Origin of the sequence: Cellulomonas xylanilytica (genome assembly GCF_007989805.1) — a bacterium.
GTDB lineage: Bacteria > Actinomycetota > Actinomycetes > Actinomycetales > Cellulomonadaceae > Cellulomonas > Cellulomonas xylanilytica.
Map to the genome: position 1 here is coordinate 99,952 of NZ_BJUB01000012.1, position 18,374 is coordinate 118,325.

The window sequence follows — 18,374 nt, forward strand, 5'->3', positions numbered from 1 at the left end:
GCGCATGACCTCGCCCGACGTCCCCCGCCCCGGCCGCTGCTTCGGCGACGGCAACCCCGTCTACGAGCAGTACCACGACGAGGAGTGGGGCCGCCCCGTGCACGGGGAGCACGCGCTGTTCGAGCGGTTCGCGCTCGAGGCGTTCCAGTCCGGGCTCGCCTGGATCACCATCCTGCGCAAGCGGCCCGCGTTCCGGGCGGCGTTCGCGGACTTCGACCCCGAGGTCGTGGCCGCGTTCGGCGACGACGACGTCGCCCGGCTGCTCGATGACGCGGGCATCGTGCGGAACCGCGCCAAGATCGAGGCGACGATCGCCAACGGCCGCGCGCTGCGAGACCTGCACGCGTCGGGCCGCACGCTCGACCAGGTGCTCTGGTCGCACGCTCCTGCCCGGTCGGAGCACGTACGCCCGGTCTCCTGGGCGGACGTGCCCGCGCAGACGCCGGAGAGCCGCGCACTGGCCAAGGAGCTCAAGCTGCTGGGCTTCCGGTTCGTCGGACCCGTCACCGCGTACGCCGCGATGCAGGCCTGCGGCGTCGTCGACGACCACCTGGCGACGTGCCCGGTGGTGACCGGGGGAGTCGCGGACGGATCGGTCGGCGTTACTCCCGCCGGGTGATGCTCACGCCGGGGTCTCGGCAGCGTGCGGTGTGCGGGACTACAGTGCCCGGCATGACGGACACGCCCGACCCCGACGTTCGGCGTGATGCCGCGCGCGTGGCGGCCGAGGCTCTGGCGGACAACGTCGCCCCCGATGCCGAGATCCTCGAGGCGGTGCAGCACGGTCTGCTGTCCGTCCCGGCCGGCTCACCGAACTCCTGGTTCGACGTCCCGTCGCAGCGCAGCCGCATGCACACGAGCACGCTCTCGCCCCGACGCCCGCACTGACCCCGCGGACGCGCCCGCCGTCGCGGGCCACGTCGCTCCGCGCTGCCCGCCGTCGAGCCATCTGACGGCAGGGTGACCGAGCCGTCACACCGCGGACGCTCACATCTCATCTGTCGAGCATCGTTGCCCAGCATGTGATCTGCGGTCTAGCATCACGCCTACCATCCAGAGCGGCCGAGAGACCTGGCTCGACGACGCCGCAGCAACCCCCCTCCTCGCGAGGGTGTGGGTGCTTCCGCCAGGGACGATGGAGTGAGCAATGTCCCGCAGGCCATGTGTCCCCGCACCGCACCGGTGCCCGACCACCCGACCGGTCGCGCCGTGAGCGCCGCCGCCGTGGAGCCGCGCACCCCCGGCCTGCACGTGTCGCCCAGCCGTCGCGCGGTTGCCGCCAACGACCGGCCGACCATCTCCTTCGAGCTGTTCCCGCCCCGCAACCCCGACGCGGCCCCTCGTCTCTGGAACACCATCCAGCAGCTCGAGACGGTCAAGCCGGACTTCGTCTCGGTGACGTACGGCGCCTCGGGCAAGACCCGGGTGACCACCCGCGCGCTGGTCCGCCGGCTGCTGCGCGAGACCTCCCTCAACCCGATCGCCCACCTCACCTGCGTGGGGACGTCACGCGAGGAGATCACCACCATCGTCGGGGAGTTCCTCGACGAGGGCCTGCGGTCGTTCCTCGCCCTGCGCGGCGACCCGCCCACGGACCAGAGCGACTGGGCGGCCCACCCGGACGGTCTCCAGACCGCGAGCGAGCTGGTCGAGCTGCTGCGGGACATCGAGGCGAAGCGGTGCGCGGACAGCCCCTCGCAGGCGGTCCGGGCCCGGGTGCGTCCGCTGTCGGTCGCGGTCGCCGCCTTCCCCCGCGGCAACCACGCGACGGGCGGCACCCGCGCGCAGGACGTCGCCTCGCTGCTGGCCAAGCAGGAGGCCGGGGCCGACTTCGCGATCACCCAGGTGTTCTTCGACGCCGACGACTATCTCGGTATCGTGGCGGAGGCCCGGGAGGCCGGCGTCACCATCCCGATCATCCCGGGCATCATCCCGACCACCGACCCCGCCCGGCTCCTGCGCGTGCAGGAGCTGACCGGCGTCCCCGTACCGCACGACCTGCTCGACCTGCTCGGTTCCGCCGACGACGAGCTCGACCGTCATCACCGGGGCATCCGGGCGAGCGTCGACCTGGTCAACGGCGTCCTGGACGGCGGCGCCCCCGGAGTCCACCTGTACACGTTCAACCAGCACCATGCCGCACTTGACCTGCTCGAGGGTGCACACCTCGACGGCGGAGCTCGGACAGCTCCCGACCTGGCCAGCTGGCCGCAGGACACGGCTCCCGCCCGATCCACGAGGGACTGAGAATCACATGACCGACAGCAGCCCGAAGTTTCCTGCCAGCTCCGTGCTCGGCTACCCCCGCATCGGCCCGCGCCGTGAGCTGAAGAAGGCCCTCGAGGCGTTCTGGGCCGGTCGCACGTCGGTCGACGAGGTCGAGGCGACCGCCGCCGACCTGCGCAAGCGCACCCGCACCCGCCTGGCCGAGCTCGGCCTGGCCACCGACGTGCCGGCCATCCCCAGCGCGTTCTCGTTCTACGACCACGTGCTCGACGCCACCGCCGTGGTCGGTGCCGTGCCGGCCCGGTTCGCGGACGTCGTCGGCACCGACGGTGCGCTCGACCTCGCCGGGTACTCCACCGTGGCCCGCGGCCGCGGCGACGACCTGCCGCTCGAGATGACCAAGTGGTTCGACACCAACTACCACTACCTCGTGCCGGAGATCGGCCCGGAGACCACCTTCCGCTACGCCAGCGACCGTCCCGTGCGGGAGTTCACGGAAGCCCTCGCCGACGGCGTCCTGACGCGTCCCGTGATCGTCGGTCCCGTCACGTACCTCGCCCTGGCCAAGGCGACCGAGGACGCGCCGGAGGGCTTCGCGCCCATCGACCGCCTGGCCGACCTGCTGCCGGTGTACGCGGAGCTGCTCACCGACCTCGCCGCCGCGGGTGCCACCTGGGTGCAGCTGGAGGAGCCCGCGCTCGTCTCCGACTCGGTCGCCGTGCCGGCCGAGCAGCTGCTGGCCTCCGTGATCGAGGCGTACCGCGCGCTCGCCACCGAGCTGTCCCGCCCGACGCGTCCCGCGATCCTCGTCGCGGCGCCCTACGGCGACCTCGGCGCCGCCTTCCCGGTGCTCGCCGCCACCGACGTCGAGGCCATCGGCATCGACCTGGTCCGCGGCCACGCCCCGGCCGAGGCGGTCCCGGGCCTGGAGTCGAAGACGCTGGTCGCCGGTGTCATCGACGGCCACAACATCTGGCGCGCGGACCTGGACGCCAAGCTGGCGATCCTGGAGCAGCTCGAGGGCCTGGGCGCCGCGGCGGTCACCGTCGGCACGTCGACGTCCCTGTTCCACGTCCCGCACACGCTCACGGACGAGCCGAACCTCGACGCCACGCTCAAGACGTGGCTCGCCTTCGCCGACGAGAAGGTCGTCGAGGTCGTCACGCTGGCCGAGGGTCTGACCGAGGGCCGCGAGGCCATCCACGAGCAGCTGCTGGCCGCGGCGGACGCGGTGAGCTCCCGCCGCACGGCGCCCGGCGTCGTCAACCCGCAGGTCCGCGACCGCGTCGCCGCGCTCGACGAGAGCGCCTTCAACCGCGGCCCGTTCGACGAGCGCAAGACCGCGCAGGCGGCCCGGCTCAACCTGCCGCCGCTGCCGACGACGTCCATCGGCTCGTTCCCGCAGACCACCGAGATCCGCACCGCCCGCGCGGCGTTCGGCAAGGGTGAGCTGACGGAGGCGCAGTACGACGAGGAGATGAAGGCGGAGATCCGCCGCGTCGTCGACCTGCAGGAGAAGATCGGCTTCGACGTGCTGGTGCACGGCGAGCCCGAGCGCAACGACATGGTCCAGTACTTCGCGGAGAACCTCGACGGGTTCGCCGTGACGCAGAACGGCTGGGTCCAGTCCTACGGCTCGCGCTGCACGCGTCCCTCGATCCTGTGGGGCGACGTCTCGCGGCCGAAGCCGATCACGGTCGAGTGGTCCTCGTACACCCAGTCGCTGACCGAGAAGCCCGTCAAGGGCATGCTCACCGGCCCGGTGACCATCCTCGCGTGGTCGTTCGTCCGCGACGACCAGCCGCTCGGCGACACCGCCAACCAGGTCGGCCTCGCCCTCCGCGACGAGATCGCCGACCTCGAGGCTGCCGGCATCGCCGTCATCCAGGTGGACGAGCCCGCCCTGCGTGAGCTGCTCCCGCTGCGCGTCGAGGACCACGCGGCCTACCTCGACTGGTCGGTCCGGTCGTTCCGCCTGTCGACCGCCGGTGTGCGCCCCGACACGCAGATCCACACGCACCTGTGCTACTCGGAGTTCGGCGAGATCATCGGCGCGATCGACGGTCTGGACGCCGACGTGACCTCCATCGAGGCGGCTCGCTCCAAGATGGAGATCCTCGGGGACATCTCGGCGGCCGGCTACCCGCGCGGCATCGGCCCGGGCGTCTACGACATCCACTCGCCGCGCGTCCCCAGCGAGGGCGAGGTCGAGGAGCTCCTCACCGAGGCGGTCAAGGCCATCGCCGTCGACCAGCTCTGGGTCAACCCCGACTGCGGTCTGAAGACCCGCCGCTACGAGGAGGTCGCCCCGTCGCTGGAGCACATCCTGGAGGCGACGCGGAAGGTGCGCGCCACCCTCTGATCCACCCGACAGCCCCGGACGCCGACAGGTGTCCGGGGCTGTCGCGCGCCCGGGAGAACGCACGTCCGCGGCGGCGGGTCGTCCGGTTCGACGCCGATGACAGGGCGCTGCCGGTTCCCGGCGGACCGCCGCCCGCCCCGCGCGGATCGCGGGCCACGGTGGTGATCGCCGACCCAGGTGTCCGTGGGCCTCGTCCGCCCTAGGGTCGGTCGGGTGACGATCTTCGACACCGTCCCCCTCGACGCGCTCCGGCGACGGACCAGCGAGAAGTGGCGGCACTACCCGCCGGACGTGCTGCCGCTGTTCGTCGCCGAGATGGACGTCCCGCAGCTGGAGCCGGTGGTCCGTGCGGTCACCGACGCGATGCTGCTCGGCGACACGGGGTACCCGTCGGGCTCCGGCTACGCCGAGGCGATGGCAGCCTTCGCCGCCGACCGGTGGGGCTGGGCGGTGGACCCGACGACCACCCGCCTCGTGCCGGACGTGATGCTCGGCGTCGTCGAGGTCCTGCGGCTGCTGACCGACCCCGGTGATGCGGTCGTGATCAACCCACCCGTCTACCCGCCGTTCGCCGCATTCGTGGACCACGCCGACCGCCGCCTGGTGAACGCGCCGCTCGCCGCCGACGGACGGCTCGACCTGGAGGTGCTCGAGCGCGCGTTCGGCGAGGCCACCGCCGACGGTCGCCGCGCCGCCTACCTGCTGTGCCACCCCCACAACCCGACCGGCACGCTGCACACGCCGGCCGAGCTGCGGGCGGTCGGCGAGCTGGCCACCCGGCACGGCGTGCGGGTGGTCGCCGACGAGATCCACGCGCCGCTGGTGCTCGCCGCCGGCGCCCGGTTCGTGCCGACGACGACCGTGATCCCCGGCGCGATCGCGCTGCACTCCGCGTCGAAGGCGTTCAACCTGGCGGGGCTGCGCGCCGCGGTCGCGGTGCCCGGTCCGGAGGCGGTGGACGACCTGGCCCGCATGCCCGCGGTCGTCGCGGACGGCGTCACGCACCTCGGGGCGATCGCCCAGCGGACCGCCTACCGCGAGGGCGGCGCGTGGCTCGACGAGGTGCTCGACGGGCTCCGGCACAACCAGCGGCTCGTCGCGGACCTGCTCGCCGAGCACCTGCCCGCCGCCGTCTGGTCACCGCCGAAGGCGACGTACTTCGCGTGGATCGACCTGCGGGCGCTCCCCCCGGTCCGGGCAGGGGCCGACCCCTCCCGGCTCGCCCTGCAACGGGGCCGGGTCGCTCTGAACCCCGGACCGACGTTCGGCATCGAGGGGACCGGCTTCGTGCGGCTCAACCTGGCCGCCTCGACGGCGGTCCTGACCGATGCCGTGGGACGCCTCGCGCGCAGCCTGGAGGACGTCGCAACCGATTCGTGACCAAGACCTGCAGCCCGCGGGCTCATGTCGACCCCCGGCACGTGCCGATCTGTCCGTACGGAGCCCACGAAAAGGCCCACGCCTGTACAACGAAGTCATGGGAGATCGACGTGGTGAAGTGCGATGAGTGCAGCTCGGCGGTGAAGGTCTGCGAGCGTTGCGACGGGGTCGGCCGCAAGCGCTGGTCCGGGGAGTGCAGCTACTGCCGCGGGACCGGGCAGATGTGCATGAAGAACGCCAACCACCGCTGGTGACACGACCGAGCCCCTGCACCGGAGGGGGCAGGGGCTCGACAGAGCGGATGAACTCGGCTCGACAGAGCAGCTCAGCTGAGACGGACCGACAGGCTCGCGAGCTTGTCGACGATGCGCACGTCGGCGTCCAGCCACGGGACGTCGTGCCACTGGTGCGGGGGGAGCCACCGCAGCTCGTCGTGCTCGACGAGCGGCTCCGGGGTGCCCTCGACGACCTCCGCCAGCCAGATGCGCATCACGTAGTCGTCGGAGAGGCGCCACACACCGTCGTCCGGTCCCACGAGCTCGTCACCGAGGCCCACGCGCACACCGAGCTCCTCACGGATCTCGCGGTGCAGGGCATCCTCGGGGGACTCGTCGCCGTCGACCTTGCCGCCGGGGAACTCCCACCGGCCGGCGAGACGCGCCGGGACCGCCCGGCGTGCGGCCAGCAGCTCGCGCGGGTCGTCCAGGTCGTCGACGATGGCCGCAGCCACGACCAGTACGGGTGTGCTCATGCGGTGAGTCTGCCAGGCCCGCGTGCCACGGACCTGGGGTGCGGGGGGCGGCCCACCTTCTGGAGCCCGGCGACCCTGCTCAGCGGATGCCGTGCTCGATGGCCCAGGCGACTGCCTCGGCCCGCGTGGAGGCACCGATCTTGCGGTAGACGCTGCGGACCTGCGACTTCACGGTGTTCCTGGTCACGAAGAGCCGCGTCGCGATCTCCTCGAGGGTGACGTCCTCGGCGAGCTCGGCCAGCACGACCCGCTCGCGGCGCGTGAGTGCGTCGTTCGAGAGCCCGACGGTCCTGCTCGTCTCCAACATGCTCATGATGTTCCTCCGGTGTGCTGCGTGATCCGGGGGGTCCGGGTCACGCTCTGGGCTGCGTACCGGATGAGAGAGGGCTGGTGGTGAGCCATGACGCCACTTCCAGCAATCTCCTCATGGGCGGGTTCCCCCCCGCCGTGCGCCCGATCGCGCTTGCCACCCACAATGAATGCCGAGTTCTCCAGCTGATACGCCGAACGTGTGATCAGGACCGAGTTTTCACCCGGACGGCTGACCAGGACGTGTGGCGAGACTCACACATCTGCAACGAGCCCAGAGGCGTCGAGGTTCAACCGGCGTTCTGCGCGGTGTACTCGTCAGCCGTGAGCAGCGGACCTGTGGACGTCACATCGACCTTGAGCAGCCAACCCTGGCCGTACGGGTCGGAGTTGACCACCGACGGGTCGTCGACGGCAGCCTGGTTGATCTCGACGACCGTGCCGGACACGGGGCTGTACAGCTCCGACACCGACTTGGTCGACTCGATCTCGCCGACGACCGCGCCGGCGTTGATCTCCTCGCCGACGGCGGGGAGCTCGAGGTAGACGATGTCGCCGAGCGCGTCAGCCGCGATCCCGGTGATGCCGACGGTCGCAGGGGCGCCGTCATCCAGCCATTCGTGCTCGACCGTGTAGTGCAGGTGGGTGGGCAGCTCCGTCATGAGTGAGGCTCCTGTCGACTTCTTCTAGGGCTTGGTCTACCGGTGTCGGCGGTAGAAGGGAAGAGCAACCACCCGGACGGGTTCGTGGCGTCCGCGCACGTCAACGGCCAGCTCGGTGCCGGGAGCGCTGACTTCCGGGGTCACGTAGGCCATCGCGACGGGGTGTCCGAGGCTGGGGGACGGCGCTCCGGACGTGACCGTGCCGATCGACGGGGCGTCCTCGGCGGCGGACATCAGCACCGGGTAGCCGTGCCGCGCGGCCCGTCGGCCGAGTCCCTCGAGGCCCACCAGGACACGCGCCGGCTCCGACTGGGACCGGCCCTCCAGAGCACGGCGGCCGACGAACGGGAGGGGGTTACCCTCGTCGTCGACCTTGTCCAGCTTCACGACGCGGCCCAGTCCGGCGTCGTGCGGCGTCGTCGTGCGGTCGAGCTCGTTGCCGTACAGCGGCATCCCGGCCTCCAGGCGCAGGCTGTCACGGGCCGAGAGGCCCGCGGGCACCAGCCCGAACGGCTGGCCGGCCGCCAGGAACGCCCGCCACAGCGCGGGGGCGAGGGCGGCGTCGAGGAAGAACTCGAAGCCGTCCTCACCGGTGTAGCCGGTCCGGGCGACGAAGACGGGCTCGCCCTGGAACGTCATCGGGATGGCCGCGTAGTACTTCAGAGTCTCGGCGTCGTGCCCGGCCTCGGCCAGGCCCTCGGTGGCGCGCAGGATCTCCAGGGCACGCGGGCCCTGCACGGCGATGAGCGCCGTCTGCGGTGAGCGGTCCTCGACGGTCACGTCGAACCCCGATGTCCGCTCGGCGAGCTCCGCCAGCACGGTGTCGTGGTTGGAGGCGTTGGCGACGACGAGGAACGTGTCCTCGGTGTCGCGGTACACGATGAGGTCGTCGATCACGCCGCCGTCCTCGGCGCAGATCATCGTGTAGCGCGCGCCGAGCAGGCGCAGGCCGGAGAGGTTGCCGACGAGGGCGTAGTCCAGGAAACGGCCGGCATCCGGGCCGGTCACCCCGATCTCGCCCATGTGCGACAGGTCGAACAGGCCCGCGGCCGTCCGGACCGCGGTGTGCTCGGCGATGTCGGAGGTGTAGCGCAGGGGCATCTGCCAGCCGGCGAAGCTGGTCAGGGCGGCGCCCAGGGCCACGTGCTCGTCGTGCAGAGGGCTCAACGTGTCCACGGTCTCCACTCTCATTCGGCGTACGACTCGATGGGCGGGCACGAGCAGACCAGGTTGCGGTCGCCGTGCGCACCGTCGATCCGGCGGACCGGCGGCCAGTACTTGCCCTCGCGCAGCGCGGCCACCGGGAAGGCGGCGAGCTCGCGCGGGTAGGCCTGCTCCCAGGTGTCGGTGCTGACCGACGCCGCGGTGTGCGGGGCGTGGCGCAGCGGGGAGTCCGCGACGGCCCAGCGACCGGCCTCGACGGCGTCGATCTCGCCGCGGATGGCCACCAGCGCGTCGACGAACCGGTCCAGCTCGGCCAGGTCCTCGCTCTCGGTGGGCTCCACCATGAGCGTGCCGGCCACCGGGAACGACAGGGTCGGCGCGTGGAAGCCGTAGTCCATGAGGCGCTTGGCCACGTCCTCGGCGGTCACCCCGGTCGCCTTGGTGATGTCCCGCAGGTCGAGGATGCACTCGTGCGCGACCAGGCCGTTCGGGCCCGTGTACAGCACCGGGAAGTGGCCGGACAGGCGTGTGGCCAGGTAGTTCGCTGCGAGGACCGCGGTCTCCGTGGCGGTCTTCAGCCCGTCCGGACCCATGAGCGCGACGTAGGCCCAGGAGATCGGCAGGATGCCCGCCGAGCCCCAGGGAGCGGCACTGACCGGGGCCACGGTGTTCTCGGCCGCCGAACCCGGCGTCGGGTCGCCCGGCAGGAACGGCGCCAGGTGCGCCGCGACCGCGACCGGTCCGACGCCCGGACCGCCACCGCCGTGCGGGATGCAGAACGTCTTGTGCAGGTTCAGGTGGCTGACGTCGCCGCCCAGCTCGCCCGGCCGGGCCAGCCCGACGAGCGCGTTGAGGTTGGCGCCGTCGATGTAGACCTGGCCACCGGCCTCGTGCACGAGCTCGCAGACCGTGCGCACGCCCTCCTCGTAGACACCGTGCGTCGACGGGTACGTGATCATGATCGCCGCGACCTCGGGGCCGTGCTTCTCCAGCTTGGCGCGCAGGTCGTCCAGGTCGATCGAGCCGTCGGTGGCCGTCGCGACCACCACCACCCGCATGCCCGCGAGCGCCGCGGAGGCCGCGTTGGTGCCGTGCGCCGAGGCGGGGATCAGGCAGACGTCGCGCTGCGAGTCGCCGCGGGACGCGTGGTAGCCGTGGATGGCGAGCAGCCCGGCCAGCTCGCCCTGCGAGCCCGCGTTCGGCTGCACCGACACCGCGGCGTAGCCGGTGATCTCGGCCAGCCAGTCCTGCAGCTCCGTGACCATCTCCGCGTAGCCGAGGGTCTGGTCGGTGGGGGCGTAGGGGTGGATGGTGGCGAACTCCGGCCAGGAGATGGGCTCCATCTCCGCCGTCGCGTTGAGCTTCATGGTGCACGAGCCCAGCGGGATCATCGTGCGGTCGAGGGCCAGGTCCTTGTCGGACAGCCGTCGCAGGTAGCGCAGCATCGCGGTCTCGGACCGGTGCAGGTGGAAGACCGGGTGCTGCAGGTACGCGCTGGTGCGGCGCAGCCCAGCGGGCAGGGCGTCGGACCCGTCGGTCCCGAGGAAGCCGAACGCGAACGTGCCGTCCTCGGCCTCCAGCGTGGTCGTGCCGGCGGCGGCGAACGCGAGCACGACCCGGAGCAGGTGGTCGTCGGTGGTGCGCTCGTCGGCGGCGATCTGCACGTGGTCGTCGTCGGGCGCCCACAGGTTCACACCGGCCTCGGCGGCCTGCGCGACGACCGCACGGGCCTTGCCGGGGACGACGGTGCGCACGGTGTCGAAGAACGTGTCGTGCTCGACCGTCACGCCCACGCCCGTCAGGAGCTCGGCCAGGCCGGCCGCGCGGGCGTGCACCCGCTCGCCGATCGCCCGCAGCCCGTCGGGCCCGTGGTAGACCGCGTACATCGACGCGACGATGGCCAGCAGCGCCTGCGCGGTGCAGATGTTGCTCGTCGCCTTCTCGCGCCGGATGTGCTGCTCGCGCGTCTGCAGGGCGAGGCGGTAGGCGCGGGCGCCGTCGGCGTCGATGGAGACACCGACCAGCCGGCCCGGCAGCATCCGCTCGAGGCCCGTGCGCACGGCCATGAACGCGGCGTGCGGTCCGCCGCCGAACAACGGGACACCGAAGCGCTGCGCCGAGCCGACCGACACGTCGGCTCCGAGCTCGCCCGGGGACGTCAGCAGCGTCAGCGCCAGCAGGTCCGCGGCGACCGTGACCAGCCCGCCGCGTTCCTTGGTCTGCGCGACCACGTCTCGCAGGTCACGGACGCGTCCCGAGGCGCCGACCTGCTGGAGGACGACCCCGATGAGGTCCCCCTCGATCTCGGGCAGCCCGTGGGTCAGGTCCGCGACGACGACCGGCAGACCGATCGCCTCGGCGCGGCCCAGGGTGACCGCCAGCGACTGGCCGAACAGGTCGGCGTCGAGCACCACGGTGCCGGCCTTGCCGCGAGCGACGCGCCACATGAGGGCGACCGCCTCGGCGACCGCCGTGGCCTCGTCGAGCAGCGACGCGTTCGCCACGTCCAGACCGGTGAGGTCGGTGACCATCGTCTGGAAGTTCAGCAGCGCCTCCAGCCGGCCCTGCGCGATCTCCGGCTGGTACGGCGTGTACGCGGTGTACCAGGCGGGCGACTCGAGCACGTTGCGACGGATGACCGCCGGGGTGATCGTGTCCGAGTACCCCTGGCCGATCATCTGCGTCATCACACGGTTGCGGCCCGCGATGGTCCGCAGCGCCGCCAGGACCTCCTCCTCGGAGCGTGCCGCCGGCAGGTCCAGGGGGCGGTCCGTGCGGATGCTCGCGGGCACCGCGGCGTCGACCAGCGCGTCGAGGTCCGCGTAGCCGACGACCGACAGCATGTGCGCGGTCTCGCCGCCGCGCGGGCCGATGTGGCGGTCCGCGAAGACCTCCGCCGCCGGCGTGTGCTCGACGCTGGTGAACGGCACGGCGTCGGACGCGAGGTCCAGGTGGATGGCGGGGGCGCCGCTCACGACGGCATCGTGCAACTGGCTCAGATCGGTGGTCACGGGCTGCTCCGCTGGGTCGTCCGGACGTGCCGGGACGGTGGGTGGGCTCCCCGCTCTGTCATTACGCGGATGGGTACGCGCGACCTGAGAGTTTTGCCGGTCCGCCTGTCGGGGCGCGCCGGCTTGCACCGTCGGTGGGACCTCGTCCCCGAGAGGAGTCGATCCGCTTTCCAGAGTTGCCTCGCCGTGGCGGTACAGGGGCCTGAGAGATTCCCGGGGAGGGTTGCTCCTTCGGCGTCCCGGACGTCGTGCGGGAGCTCTCCCGCCGCGGTTCGAGCAGCGTGTGAAGTTGTGGGGCCAGCGTACCCGGCGCTGTCCAGCGTGCGAGGCGCGTCCACGGGGCAGGCCGCCCGGTCGTCGTGCGCCGGCCGTGCGTACATTGGCCGGGTGCAGACGACCCCACGCCCCGCGACGGTGATCGTGGTGTCGGACCGGTCCGCTGCGGGTGTCCGGCCCGACACCTCCGGTCCTGCTGCCGCGGCCCGCCTGCTCGGCGCAGGGTTCCGCCCGGTGCACGTGACCGTCGTGCCCGACGGAGCCGAGTCGGTCGCGGGTGCGCTCCGCACCGCGCTGGCCGGCGGGGCGCGGCTCGTCCTCACGTCGGGCGGCACCGGCGTCGGACCGCGCGACCGCACCCCCGAGGGCACCCGCGCCGTCATCGACCGCGAGCTGCCGGGCATCGCCGAGCTGTTGCGCCGGGACGGGGCATGGACCGTCCCCACCGCCGTCCTCTCCCGCGGCGTCGCCGGCGTGACCGACGGCGGGTCGCTCGTCGTCAACCTGCCGGGGTCGCCCAACGGCGTCGTCGAAGGGCTCGACGCGCTCCTCCCGCTCGTCGACCACGTGCTCGACCAGCTGGCCGGGGGCGATCACCGATGATCGCGCGCGTCGTCGACGAGCCCCTCGACCTGCAGTTTCACGTGGAACACGTCAGTGACCCACGGGCCGGGGCGGTCGCGACGTTCGTCGGGCTGGTCCGGGACCACGACCCGTCGGTCGAGGGTCGGGTGACCGGGCTGGACTACTCGGCGCACCCCGACGCACAGGCCGTGATCGAGCGCCTGGCGTCCGCAGCTGCCGCGTCGGCCGACGTCCTGGGTCTCGCCGTCAGCCACCGCATCGGGCACCTGGCCGTCGGGGAGGCCGCGATCGTCGTCGCCGTCTCCACGGCACACCGGGCCGAGGCGTTCGACGTGTGCCGCAGGCTCGTCGAGACGGTCAAGGCCGAGCTGCCGGTGTGGAAGCGTGAGGTCCTCGAGGACGGTTCGCACGTATGGGTGGGTCTGTGATGAGCGAGCAGCTGGTCGACCGGTTCGGGCGCGTGCACCGCGACCTGCGGATCTCGCTGACCGACCGGTGCTCCCTGCGCTGCACGTACTGCATGCCGGCCGAGGGCGTGCCGTGGCTCGCACGCTCGACGATGCTCAGCACCGAGGAGATCGTGCACGTCGCGCGGGTCGGCGTCTCGCTCGGCATCACCGAGATCCGGCTCACCGGTGGCGAGCCGCTGCTGCGGGTCGACATCGTGGACGTCGTCCGTCGGCTCACCGCCCTCACCGGCCCGGCGGGCAGCCCCGAGGTGTCCCTGACGACGAACGCGCTGCGCCTTCCCGGGCTCGCGTCGGACCTCAAGGACGCCGGGCTGTCGCGCGTGAACATCAGCCTGGACACCCTCGACCGCGCCAAGTTCCTCGAGCTGACGCGTCGCGACAAGCTGGTCGAGACGCTCGCCGGGATCGCCGCCGCCGACGCCGCCGGGCTGCACCCCGTGAAGATCAACGCGGTCGCCATGCGCGGGGTCAACGACGACGAGGTGGTCGCCCTCACGCGGTTCGCGGTGGACCGGGGCTACCAGATGCGCTTCATCGAGCAGATGCCGCTCGACGCCGGGCACACGTGGGACCGCGCCGAGATGGTGACCCAGGCGGAAATCCTGGAACGGCTGCGCTCCGCCTTCCGCCTCGAGGAGGTCCCCGGCCGCGGTGCCGCCCCCGCCGAGCTGTGGACCGTCGACGGCGGCCCGGCGACGGTCGGCGTCATCGCGTCCGTCACCGCACCGTTCTGCGGCGCCTGCGACCGGCTGCGCCTCACCGCCGACGGGCAGCTGCGCGCGTGCCTCTTCTCCCAGACGGAGACGAACGTGCGGGACCTGCTGCGCGGGTCGTCGGACGCTCCCGACGCAGCCGCCCTCGGGATCGGGCCGGGCCAGGCGCTGCGCGTCGGCGCGACGGCACCGCCCCGACCGGCCCCTGCGGCAGTCGACGTCGACACCGCCCTCGCCGACGCGTACCGCCGGTGCCTGGCGGGCAAGAAGGCCGGCCACGACATCGACGACCCGAGCTTCCTGCAGCCGGACCGCCCGATGAGCGCGATCGGCGGCTGACCGCCGGCGTCTCGCATCGCCCGTCCTGCGGGAGTGCTCTGCTCTCCCCGGCGTATCGGCCACGTGAGCCGCCCGCGCCACGTGGCGCGCGCAGTCGCGCGGCGGGTCAGCCGCCCGCGAACGGCGGCAGGACGTCCAGGGTCGCTCCGGCGGGGACCGGGTCGGCGCCGTCGACGCGCGTGCCGTCCGCGAGGAGGGAGCACCGCCCGAGCACCTGCTCCAGAGCCGCACCGTGGGCGCTGACCATCGCGCTGCGGACCTGGGCGGCCGAGCCGGCGGGCAGCTGCTCGGTGTCGACCCCCGCGGCCTCGGCTGCGGCGGCGAAGTAGCGGACCGTGATCACTTCTCGGCGGTCCACTCGGCTGCGCGGGCCTCGACCCAGGCGAGGACGTCCGACGGGTTGGCGCTCGCCGCGGCGAGGCCGGCCACGAACATGGTCACCGGGACGGCGGGGCGGGCCACCTGGTGCGCGACGTCGGAGGACACCTGGAGCAGCCGGTCGATGTCGACCAGCTCGCGGTCGACGCCGAGCGCGCTCGTGATCTGGTCGATCCAGTCCGGCAGGTCAGCGCCCGGGGCGCGGCGGGGGTCGTCGGTCATGGGTCGATCCTGTCACCGAGCGCCGCGTCGAGGCGCTCGACGTCGGCCCACGTGTCGGCGTCCGCCGTCGCACCGTCGGCGTCGGCGACGTCGGCCAGCCGGAGACCGTCGACGAGCCGGTGCATCGCGGCACCGTGCACCGACGGCAGCCCGTCGAGCGCCGCACGCAGGGACGCCCGCCGGTAGACCGCCACCAGGTGCTGCGCCCGGCCGTCGGACCCGACCATGCGCGCGCCGTCCACTCCGGCGCTGGGGACGGCGGCACCCGCGCCCGACGTGACGGGAGCGGTGGAGGCGGCAGCCGCGCGGGCACTCGCGTCCGAGGTGACGGGAGCGGCGGTGGCGGTAACCGCGGCGGCCGTGAGCAGGGCGGACAGGACGCGTGCTGCGCCGGGGACGTCGCACGCGAGGACGACCACGAGCTCGGGACCGTCGCCGGGCAGTGCGTCGAGGCCGGCTGCCAGACCGGCGACGGGTCCGCCGTCCGGGGGGTCCTCCAGCACGGTCACGACCCCGGGCCGCGCGACCCGCGGCGGGCCGACGACGACGACGTGCGCCGCGTCGACCACGGCCGCGAGCGCGCGGTCCAGCAAAGGGACGCCGCCCACGAGGACGTCGGGCTTGCTGGCGCCGCCGAGCCGACGCGCGCGCCCGCCGGCGAGCACGATCGCGTCGTAGGCGAGACGGACCGCGTCACCGCCGGGACGGGTGCCGCCCCCCGCGTGACCGCTGTCCGCGCCGCCCGGGTGCGTCACGCGTCGCGCCGCCAGTCGCCCGAGCGGCCGCCGCTCTTCGCCTCCAGCTGGACGTCGGCGATGCGGACGGACTTGTCGAGGCCCTTGACCATGTCGACGACCGCGAGGGCGGCGACCGAGACGGCGGTGAGGGCCTCCATCTCGACGCCGGTGCGGTCGGCGGTGCGGACGGTGGCGGTGATGGCGACGCCGTCGTCGGTGATGTCGAGGTCCACGACGACCCCGTGCACCCCGATGACGTGCGCGAGCGGCAGGAGCTCGGGGGTGCGCTTGGCGGCGGCGATGCCGGCGATGCGGGCGACTGCGAGGACGTCACCCTTCGGCACGTCGCCGGACCGCAGGGCGGCGACCACGGAAGGTCCGCACACCACACGACCGCTGGCCGTGGCGGCGCGGACGGTCGGCTGCTTGGCGGTCACGTCGACCATGCGGGCGTGCCCGGCGGCGTCGAGGTGCGTGAACTGCTCGCTCATGGGCTCACTCTCAGGACGGTGAGGCGGTCGCCGGCGGCGACGCGGGAGGTCTCGGCGGGGATGACGGCGAGCCCCTCGGCCAGGGCGAGCCGGGCGACGAGGTGCGAGCCGGACCCGCGCGCCGTGGCCCGGGCGACGCGGTCCGGCCCCACCCAGCGCACGGGCATGAGCTGGGCGCGTCCGGGTGGGGTGGTCCAGTCGTCGTCGGCGACGGCGAGCAGGGTCGGGCGTTCGACGTCGCGCAGCCCGCGCATCCGCAGGATGGCGGGGCGCACGAACATCTCGAACGACGCGAACGAGCTCACCGGGTTGCCCGGCAGCGTGTAGATCGGGGTGCCGCCGGGGAGCCGGCCGAGGCCCTGCGGCTTGCCGGGCTGGACCGCGACGGCGACGAACTCGACGTCGGGCTGGTCGATGAGCGCCGCCTTGACCACGTCGTAGGCGCCCACGCTGACGCCGCCGGAGGTGACGATCGCGTCGACGTCGAGTCCGGTCAGCAGGTCCCGGAGCGTGTCCACGTCGTCGGGCACCGGGCCGATCCGCACCGCGACGCCGCCCGCCTCGCGCACCGCGGCAGCGAGCAGCCACGAGTTGGAGTCGGGGATCTGGCCGCGGCGCAGGGGCGTGCCGGGCGGGACCAGCTCGTCACCGGTGGACACGACCGCGACGCGGGGGCGGCGGTGGACCCGCACGGTCGGGTGGCCCAGCGACGCGACCGCGGCGACGGCGGCCGGTCCGAGCAGGGTGCCCGCCGCGACGACCACGTCACCGGGCACGGCGTCCTCGCCCGCGCGCCGCAGGTGCGTCCCTGCCGCGGGAGCGTCCCGGATGAGGACGGTCGTGGTCCCGGCGTCGGTCAGCTCGACCGGGACGATGGTGTCCGCGCCCGCGGGGACCGGTGCCCCGGTCATGATCCGGGCGGCGGAGCCGGGCACCACGACGGGCTCGTCGGCGGACCCGGCCGGCAGGTCCGCGACGACCCGCAGCGTCACCGGCAGAGCGGCGACGTCGGCGTGCCGGACCGCGTACCCGTCCATCGCCGAGTTGTCCCAGCGGGGCAGCGGCTCGTCGGTGCGCAGGTCGTCGGCGAGGACCATGCCGTCGGCCTCGTCGAGCGTCACCTCGACCGCGGGCAGCGGAGCCGCCAGGGCGAGTGCTGCAGCGCGGTGGTCCTCCAGGGAGCGCACGGTCAGCGCGCGTCCAGCCAGGCCAGGATCCCGCCGTCGACGTTCGACGCGTCGAACCCGGCGCCGCGCAGGATCTTCGCGGCGGTCAGCGACCGGGCGCCCACCTGGCAGTGCACGACGATCTCCTGGTCGCGCGGGAGGTCGGCCAGCGCGGTCCCGTCGAACACGGTGCCCAGCGGCACGAGCACCGCGCCCGGGATGGAGACCTGGGCGTGCTCGGCGGGCTCGCGCACGTCGATGAGCAGGAAGTCGTCGGTGCCGGCCTCGCGGGCGGCGAGCCGGCTGACCAGCTCGGGGGCGGTGACGACGGGGACGTCGGACATGGGTGGAGCCTCCAAGCTCGGGGTGGGTGTCGGGCGACCGACGAGGGGGACCTCGGTCCAGCGGGCGCGCAGGGCGTCGACGACGAGCACGCGGCCGAGCAGCGGCTCGCCCGTGCCGGTGAGGAGCTTGACCACCTCGGTGGCCATGACGGAGCCGATCTGCCCGCAGAGCGCGCCGAGCACGCCCGCCTCCGCGCAGGACGGGACCTCGTCGTCCCGCGGTGGCGTCGGGAACAGGTCGCGCAGCTGCACCCCGGCCCGGCCCCAGAACACGGTGGTCTGCGCGTCAAACCGCAGCACCGAGCCCCACACCTCCGGCAGGCCCAGGCGCACGCACGCGTCGTTGACCAGATAGCGGGTGGGGAAGTTGTCGGTGCCGTCGACGACGACGTCGTAACCGCGCAGGGTCTCGTCGACGTTCTCGCTGGTCAGGCGGGTGCGGTGGGCCACGACGCGGATGTCGGGGTCGAGCGCGGCGACGGCGTCGCTCGCGCTGTCCACCTTGGCGCGGCCCACGTCGGCGGTCCCGTGGATGACCTGGCGCTGCAGGTTGCTGACGTCGACCACGTCGTCGTCGACGATCCCGAGCGTCCCGACGCCCGCCGCGGCGAGGTACTGGATGACGGGGGCACCGAGGCCGCCCGCGCCGACGACGAGCACCCGCGCGTTGCGCAGCCGGCGCTGTCCGTCGACGCCGATCTCCGCGAGCAGCAGGTGCCGCGACCCGCGCTCGACCTGCGCGGGGGTCAGCGGCGGTCCGGGCGGGACCAGGGCGGGCAGCGGCACGC

Annotated in this window: 19 protein-coding genes and 2 riboswitches; of the genes, 8 read left to right on the forward strand and 11 right to left on the reverse strand. The window is 73.3% G+C overall.

Annotated elements, in window-relative coordinates; all coding sequences use genetic code 11:
* The first annotated feature begins 4 nt into the window (after positions 1-4).
* From CXY01_RS17560 to CXY01_RS17580, 5 genes are all read left to right on the forward strand, one after another.
* On the forward strand, positions 5-619 hold the full coding sequence (locus tag CXY01_RS17560) for a DNA-3-methyladenine glycosylase I (protein ID WP_146929972.1): 615 nt from the start codon (positions 5-7) through the stop codon (positions 617-619).
* A gap of 53 nt (positions 620-672) precedes the next feature.
* Entirely contained in the window at positions 673-888 is a 216-nt protein-coding gene (locus tag CXY01_RS17565; protein WP_146929975.1) for a hypothetical protein, read from the forward strand.
* 158 nt (positions 889-1,046) lie between these two features.
* Positions 1,047-1,142, forward strand: a riboswitch (SAM riboswitch).
* Positions 1,141-2,247 (forward strand): methylenetetrahydrofolate reductase, encoded by a 1,107-nt coding sequence (locus tag CXY01_RS17570; RefSeq protein ID WP_246125463.1) that lies wholly within the window; start codon positions 1,141-1,143, stop codon positions 2,245-2,247. Its footprint overlaps the riboswitch before it by 2 nt.
* Positions 2,248-2,254: 7 nt before the next feature.
* Positions 2,255-4,588 (forward strand): 5-methyltetrahydropteroyltriglutamate--homocysteine S-methyltransferase, encoded by a 2,334-nt coding sequence (metE, locus tag CXY01_RS17575; protein ID WP_146929978.1) that lies wholly within the window; start codon positions 2,255-2,257, stop codon positions 4,586-4,588.
* 213 nt (positions 4,589-4,801) lie between these two features.
* Complete coding sequence (locus tag CXY01_RS17580; RefSeq protein ID WP_146929981.1) at positions 4,802-5,968, forward strand: MalY/PatB family protein; 1,167 nt, start codon at positions 4,802-4,804, stop codon at positions 5,966-5,968.
* A gap of 325 nt (positions 5,969-6,293) precedes the next feature.
* On the opposite strand, the gene CXY01_RS17585 is transcribed toward CXY01_RS17580, so the two are convergent.
* The 5 genes from CXY01_RS17585 to gcvP form a co-directional block, all read right to left on the reverse strand.
* Positions 6,294-6,719, reverse strand: coding sequence for a (deoxy)nucleoside triphosphate pyrophosphohydrolase (locus tag CXY01_RS17585; RefSeq protein WP_146929984.1), 426 nt, complete (start codon positions 6,717-6,719; stop codon positions 6,294-6,296).
* A gap of 79 nt (positions 6,720-6,798) precedes the next feature.
* Positions 6,799-7,032: a LuxR C-terminal-related transcriptional regulator gene (locus CXY01_RS17590; RefSeq protein ID WP_146929987.1), complete on the reverse strand. Its 234-nt coding sequence runs from the start codon at positions 7,030-7,032 to the stop codon at positions 6,799-6,801.
* Between the two features lie 286 nt (positions 7,033-7,318).
* Positions 7,319-7,690, reverse strand: coding sequence for a glycine cleavage system protein GcvH (gene gcvH / locus CXY01_RS17595; RefSeq protein WP_146929990.1), 372 nt, complete (start codon positions 7,688-7,690; stop codon positions 7,319-7,321).
* 36 nt (positions 7,691-7,726) lie between these two features.
* The gene (gene gcvT, locus CXY01_RS17600) at positions 7,727-8,881 is read right to left on the reverse strand and encodes a glycine cleavage system aminomethyltransferase GcvT (RefSeq protein WP_146929993.1); all 1,155 of its coding nucleotides are present in this window, start codon (positions 8,879-8,881) and stop codon (positions 7,727-7,729) included.
* Positions 8,878-11,805, reverse strand: coding sequence for an aminomethyl-transferring glycine dehydrogenase (gcvP, locus tag CXY01_RS17605; protein ID WP_371862786.1), 2,928 nt, complete (start codon positions 11,803-11,805; stop codon positions 8,878-8,880). The genes gcvT and gcvP overlap by 4 nt, the downstream gene beginning before the upstream one ends.
* Positions 11,806-12,045: 240 nt before the next feature.
* Positions 12,046-12,140, reverse strand: a riboswitch (glycine riboswitch).
* Between the two features lie 112 nt (positions 12,141-12,252).
* On the opposite strand from gcvP, the gene CXY01_RS17610 reads away from it, so the two are divergent.
* Genes CXY01_RS17610 through moaA form a run of 3 tightly spaced genes read left to right on the forward strand, consistent with a single transcriptional unit; the run spans position 12,253 to position 14,248 of the window.
* The gene (locus tag CXY01_RS17610) at positions 12,253-12,744 is read left to right on the forward strand and encodes a MogA/MoaB family molybdenum cofactor biosynthesis protein (RefSeq protein ID WP_246125466.1); all 492 of its coding nucleotides are present in this window, start codon (positions 12,253-12,255) and stop codon (positions 12,742-12,744) included.
* Positions 12,741-13,154 carry a molybdenum cofactor biosynthesis protein MoaE gene (locus CXY01_RS17615; RefSeq protein WP_146929999.1) on the forward strand — a complete coding sequence of 138 codons (414 nt, stop codon included), beginning with the start codon at positions 12,741-12,743 and terminating at the stop codon, positions 13,152-13,154. Before CXY01_RS17610 ends, CXY01_RS17615 begins: the two co-directional genes overlap by 4 nt.
* Complete coding sequence (gene moaA / locus CXY01_RS17620) at positions 13,154-14,248, forward strand: GTP 3',8-cyclase MoaA (protein ID WP_186813449.1); 1,095 nt, start codon at positions 13,154-13,156, stop codon at positions 14,246-14,248. Before CXY01_RS17615 ends, moaA begins: the two co-directional genes overlap by 1 nt.
* 106 nt (positions 14,249-14,354) lie before the next feature.
* On the opposite strand, the gene CXY01_RS17625 is transcribed toward moaA, so the two are convergent.
* From CXY01_RS17625 to moeB, 6 genes are read right to left on the reverse strand one after another with little or no spacing between them, the layout of a single operon-like run.
* Positions 14,355-14,591, reverse strand: a complete 237-nt coding sequence (locus tag CXY01_RS17625) for a MoaD/ThiS family protein (RefSeq protein ID WP_146930005.1) — start codon at positions 14,589-14,591, stop codon at positions 14,355-14,357.
* Positions 14,588-14,848, reverse strand: a complete 261-nt coding sequence (locus CXY01_RS17630) for a DUF6457 domain-containing protein (RefSeq protein WP_146930008.1) — start codon at positions 14,846-14,848, stop codon at positions 14,588-14,590. Before CXY01_RS17630 ends, CXY01_RS17625 begins: the two co-directional genes overlap by 4 nt.
* On the reverse strand, positions 14,845-15,603 hold the full coding sequence (gene mobA / locus CXY01_RS17635) for a molybdenum cofactor guanylyltransferase (protein ID WP_146930011.1): 759 nt from the start codon (positions 15,601-15,603) through the stop codon (positions 14,845-14,847). The genes CXY01_RS17630 and mobA overlap by 4 nt, the downstream gene beginning before the upstream one ends.
* Positions 15,600-16,076, reverse strand: a complete 477-nt coding sequence (gene moaC / locus CXY01_RS17640; protein WP_146930014.1) for a cyclic pyranopterin monophosphate synthase MoaC — start codon at positions 16,074-16,076, stop codon at positions 15,600-15,602. The genes mobA and moaC overlap by 4 nt, the downstream gene beginning before the upstream one ends.
* A complete protein-coding gene (locus tag CXY01_RS17645; protein ID WP_146930017.1) occupies positions 16,073-17,263 on the reverse strand; it encodes a molybdopterin molybdotransferase MoeA in 1,191 nt (396 codons plus the stop codon). Before CXY01_RS17645 ends, moaC begins: the two co-directional genes overlap by 4 nt.
* Before the next feature lie 2 nt (positions 17,264-17,265).
* Positions 17,266-18,372, reverse strand: coding sequence for a molybdopterin-synthase adenylyltransferase MoeB (moeB, locus tag CXY01_RS17650; protein ID WP_146930020.1), 1,107 nt, complete (start codon positions 18,370-18,372; stop codon positions 17,266-17,268).
* Between the last annotated feature and the right edge of the window lie 2 nt (positions 18,373-18,374).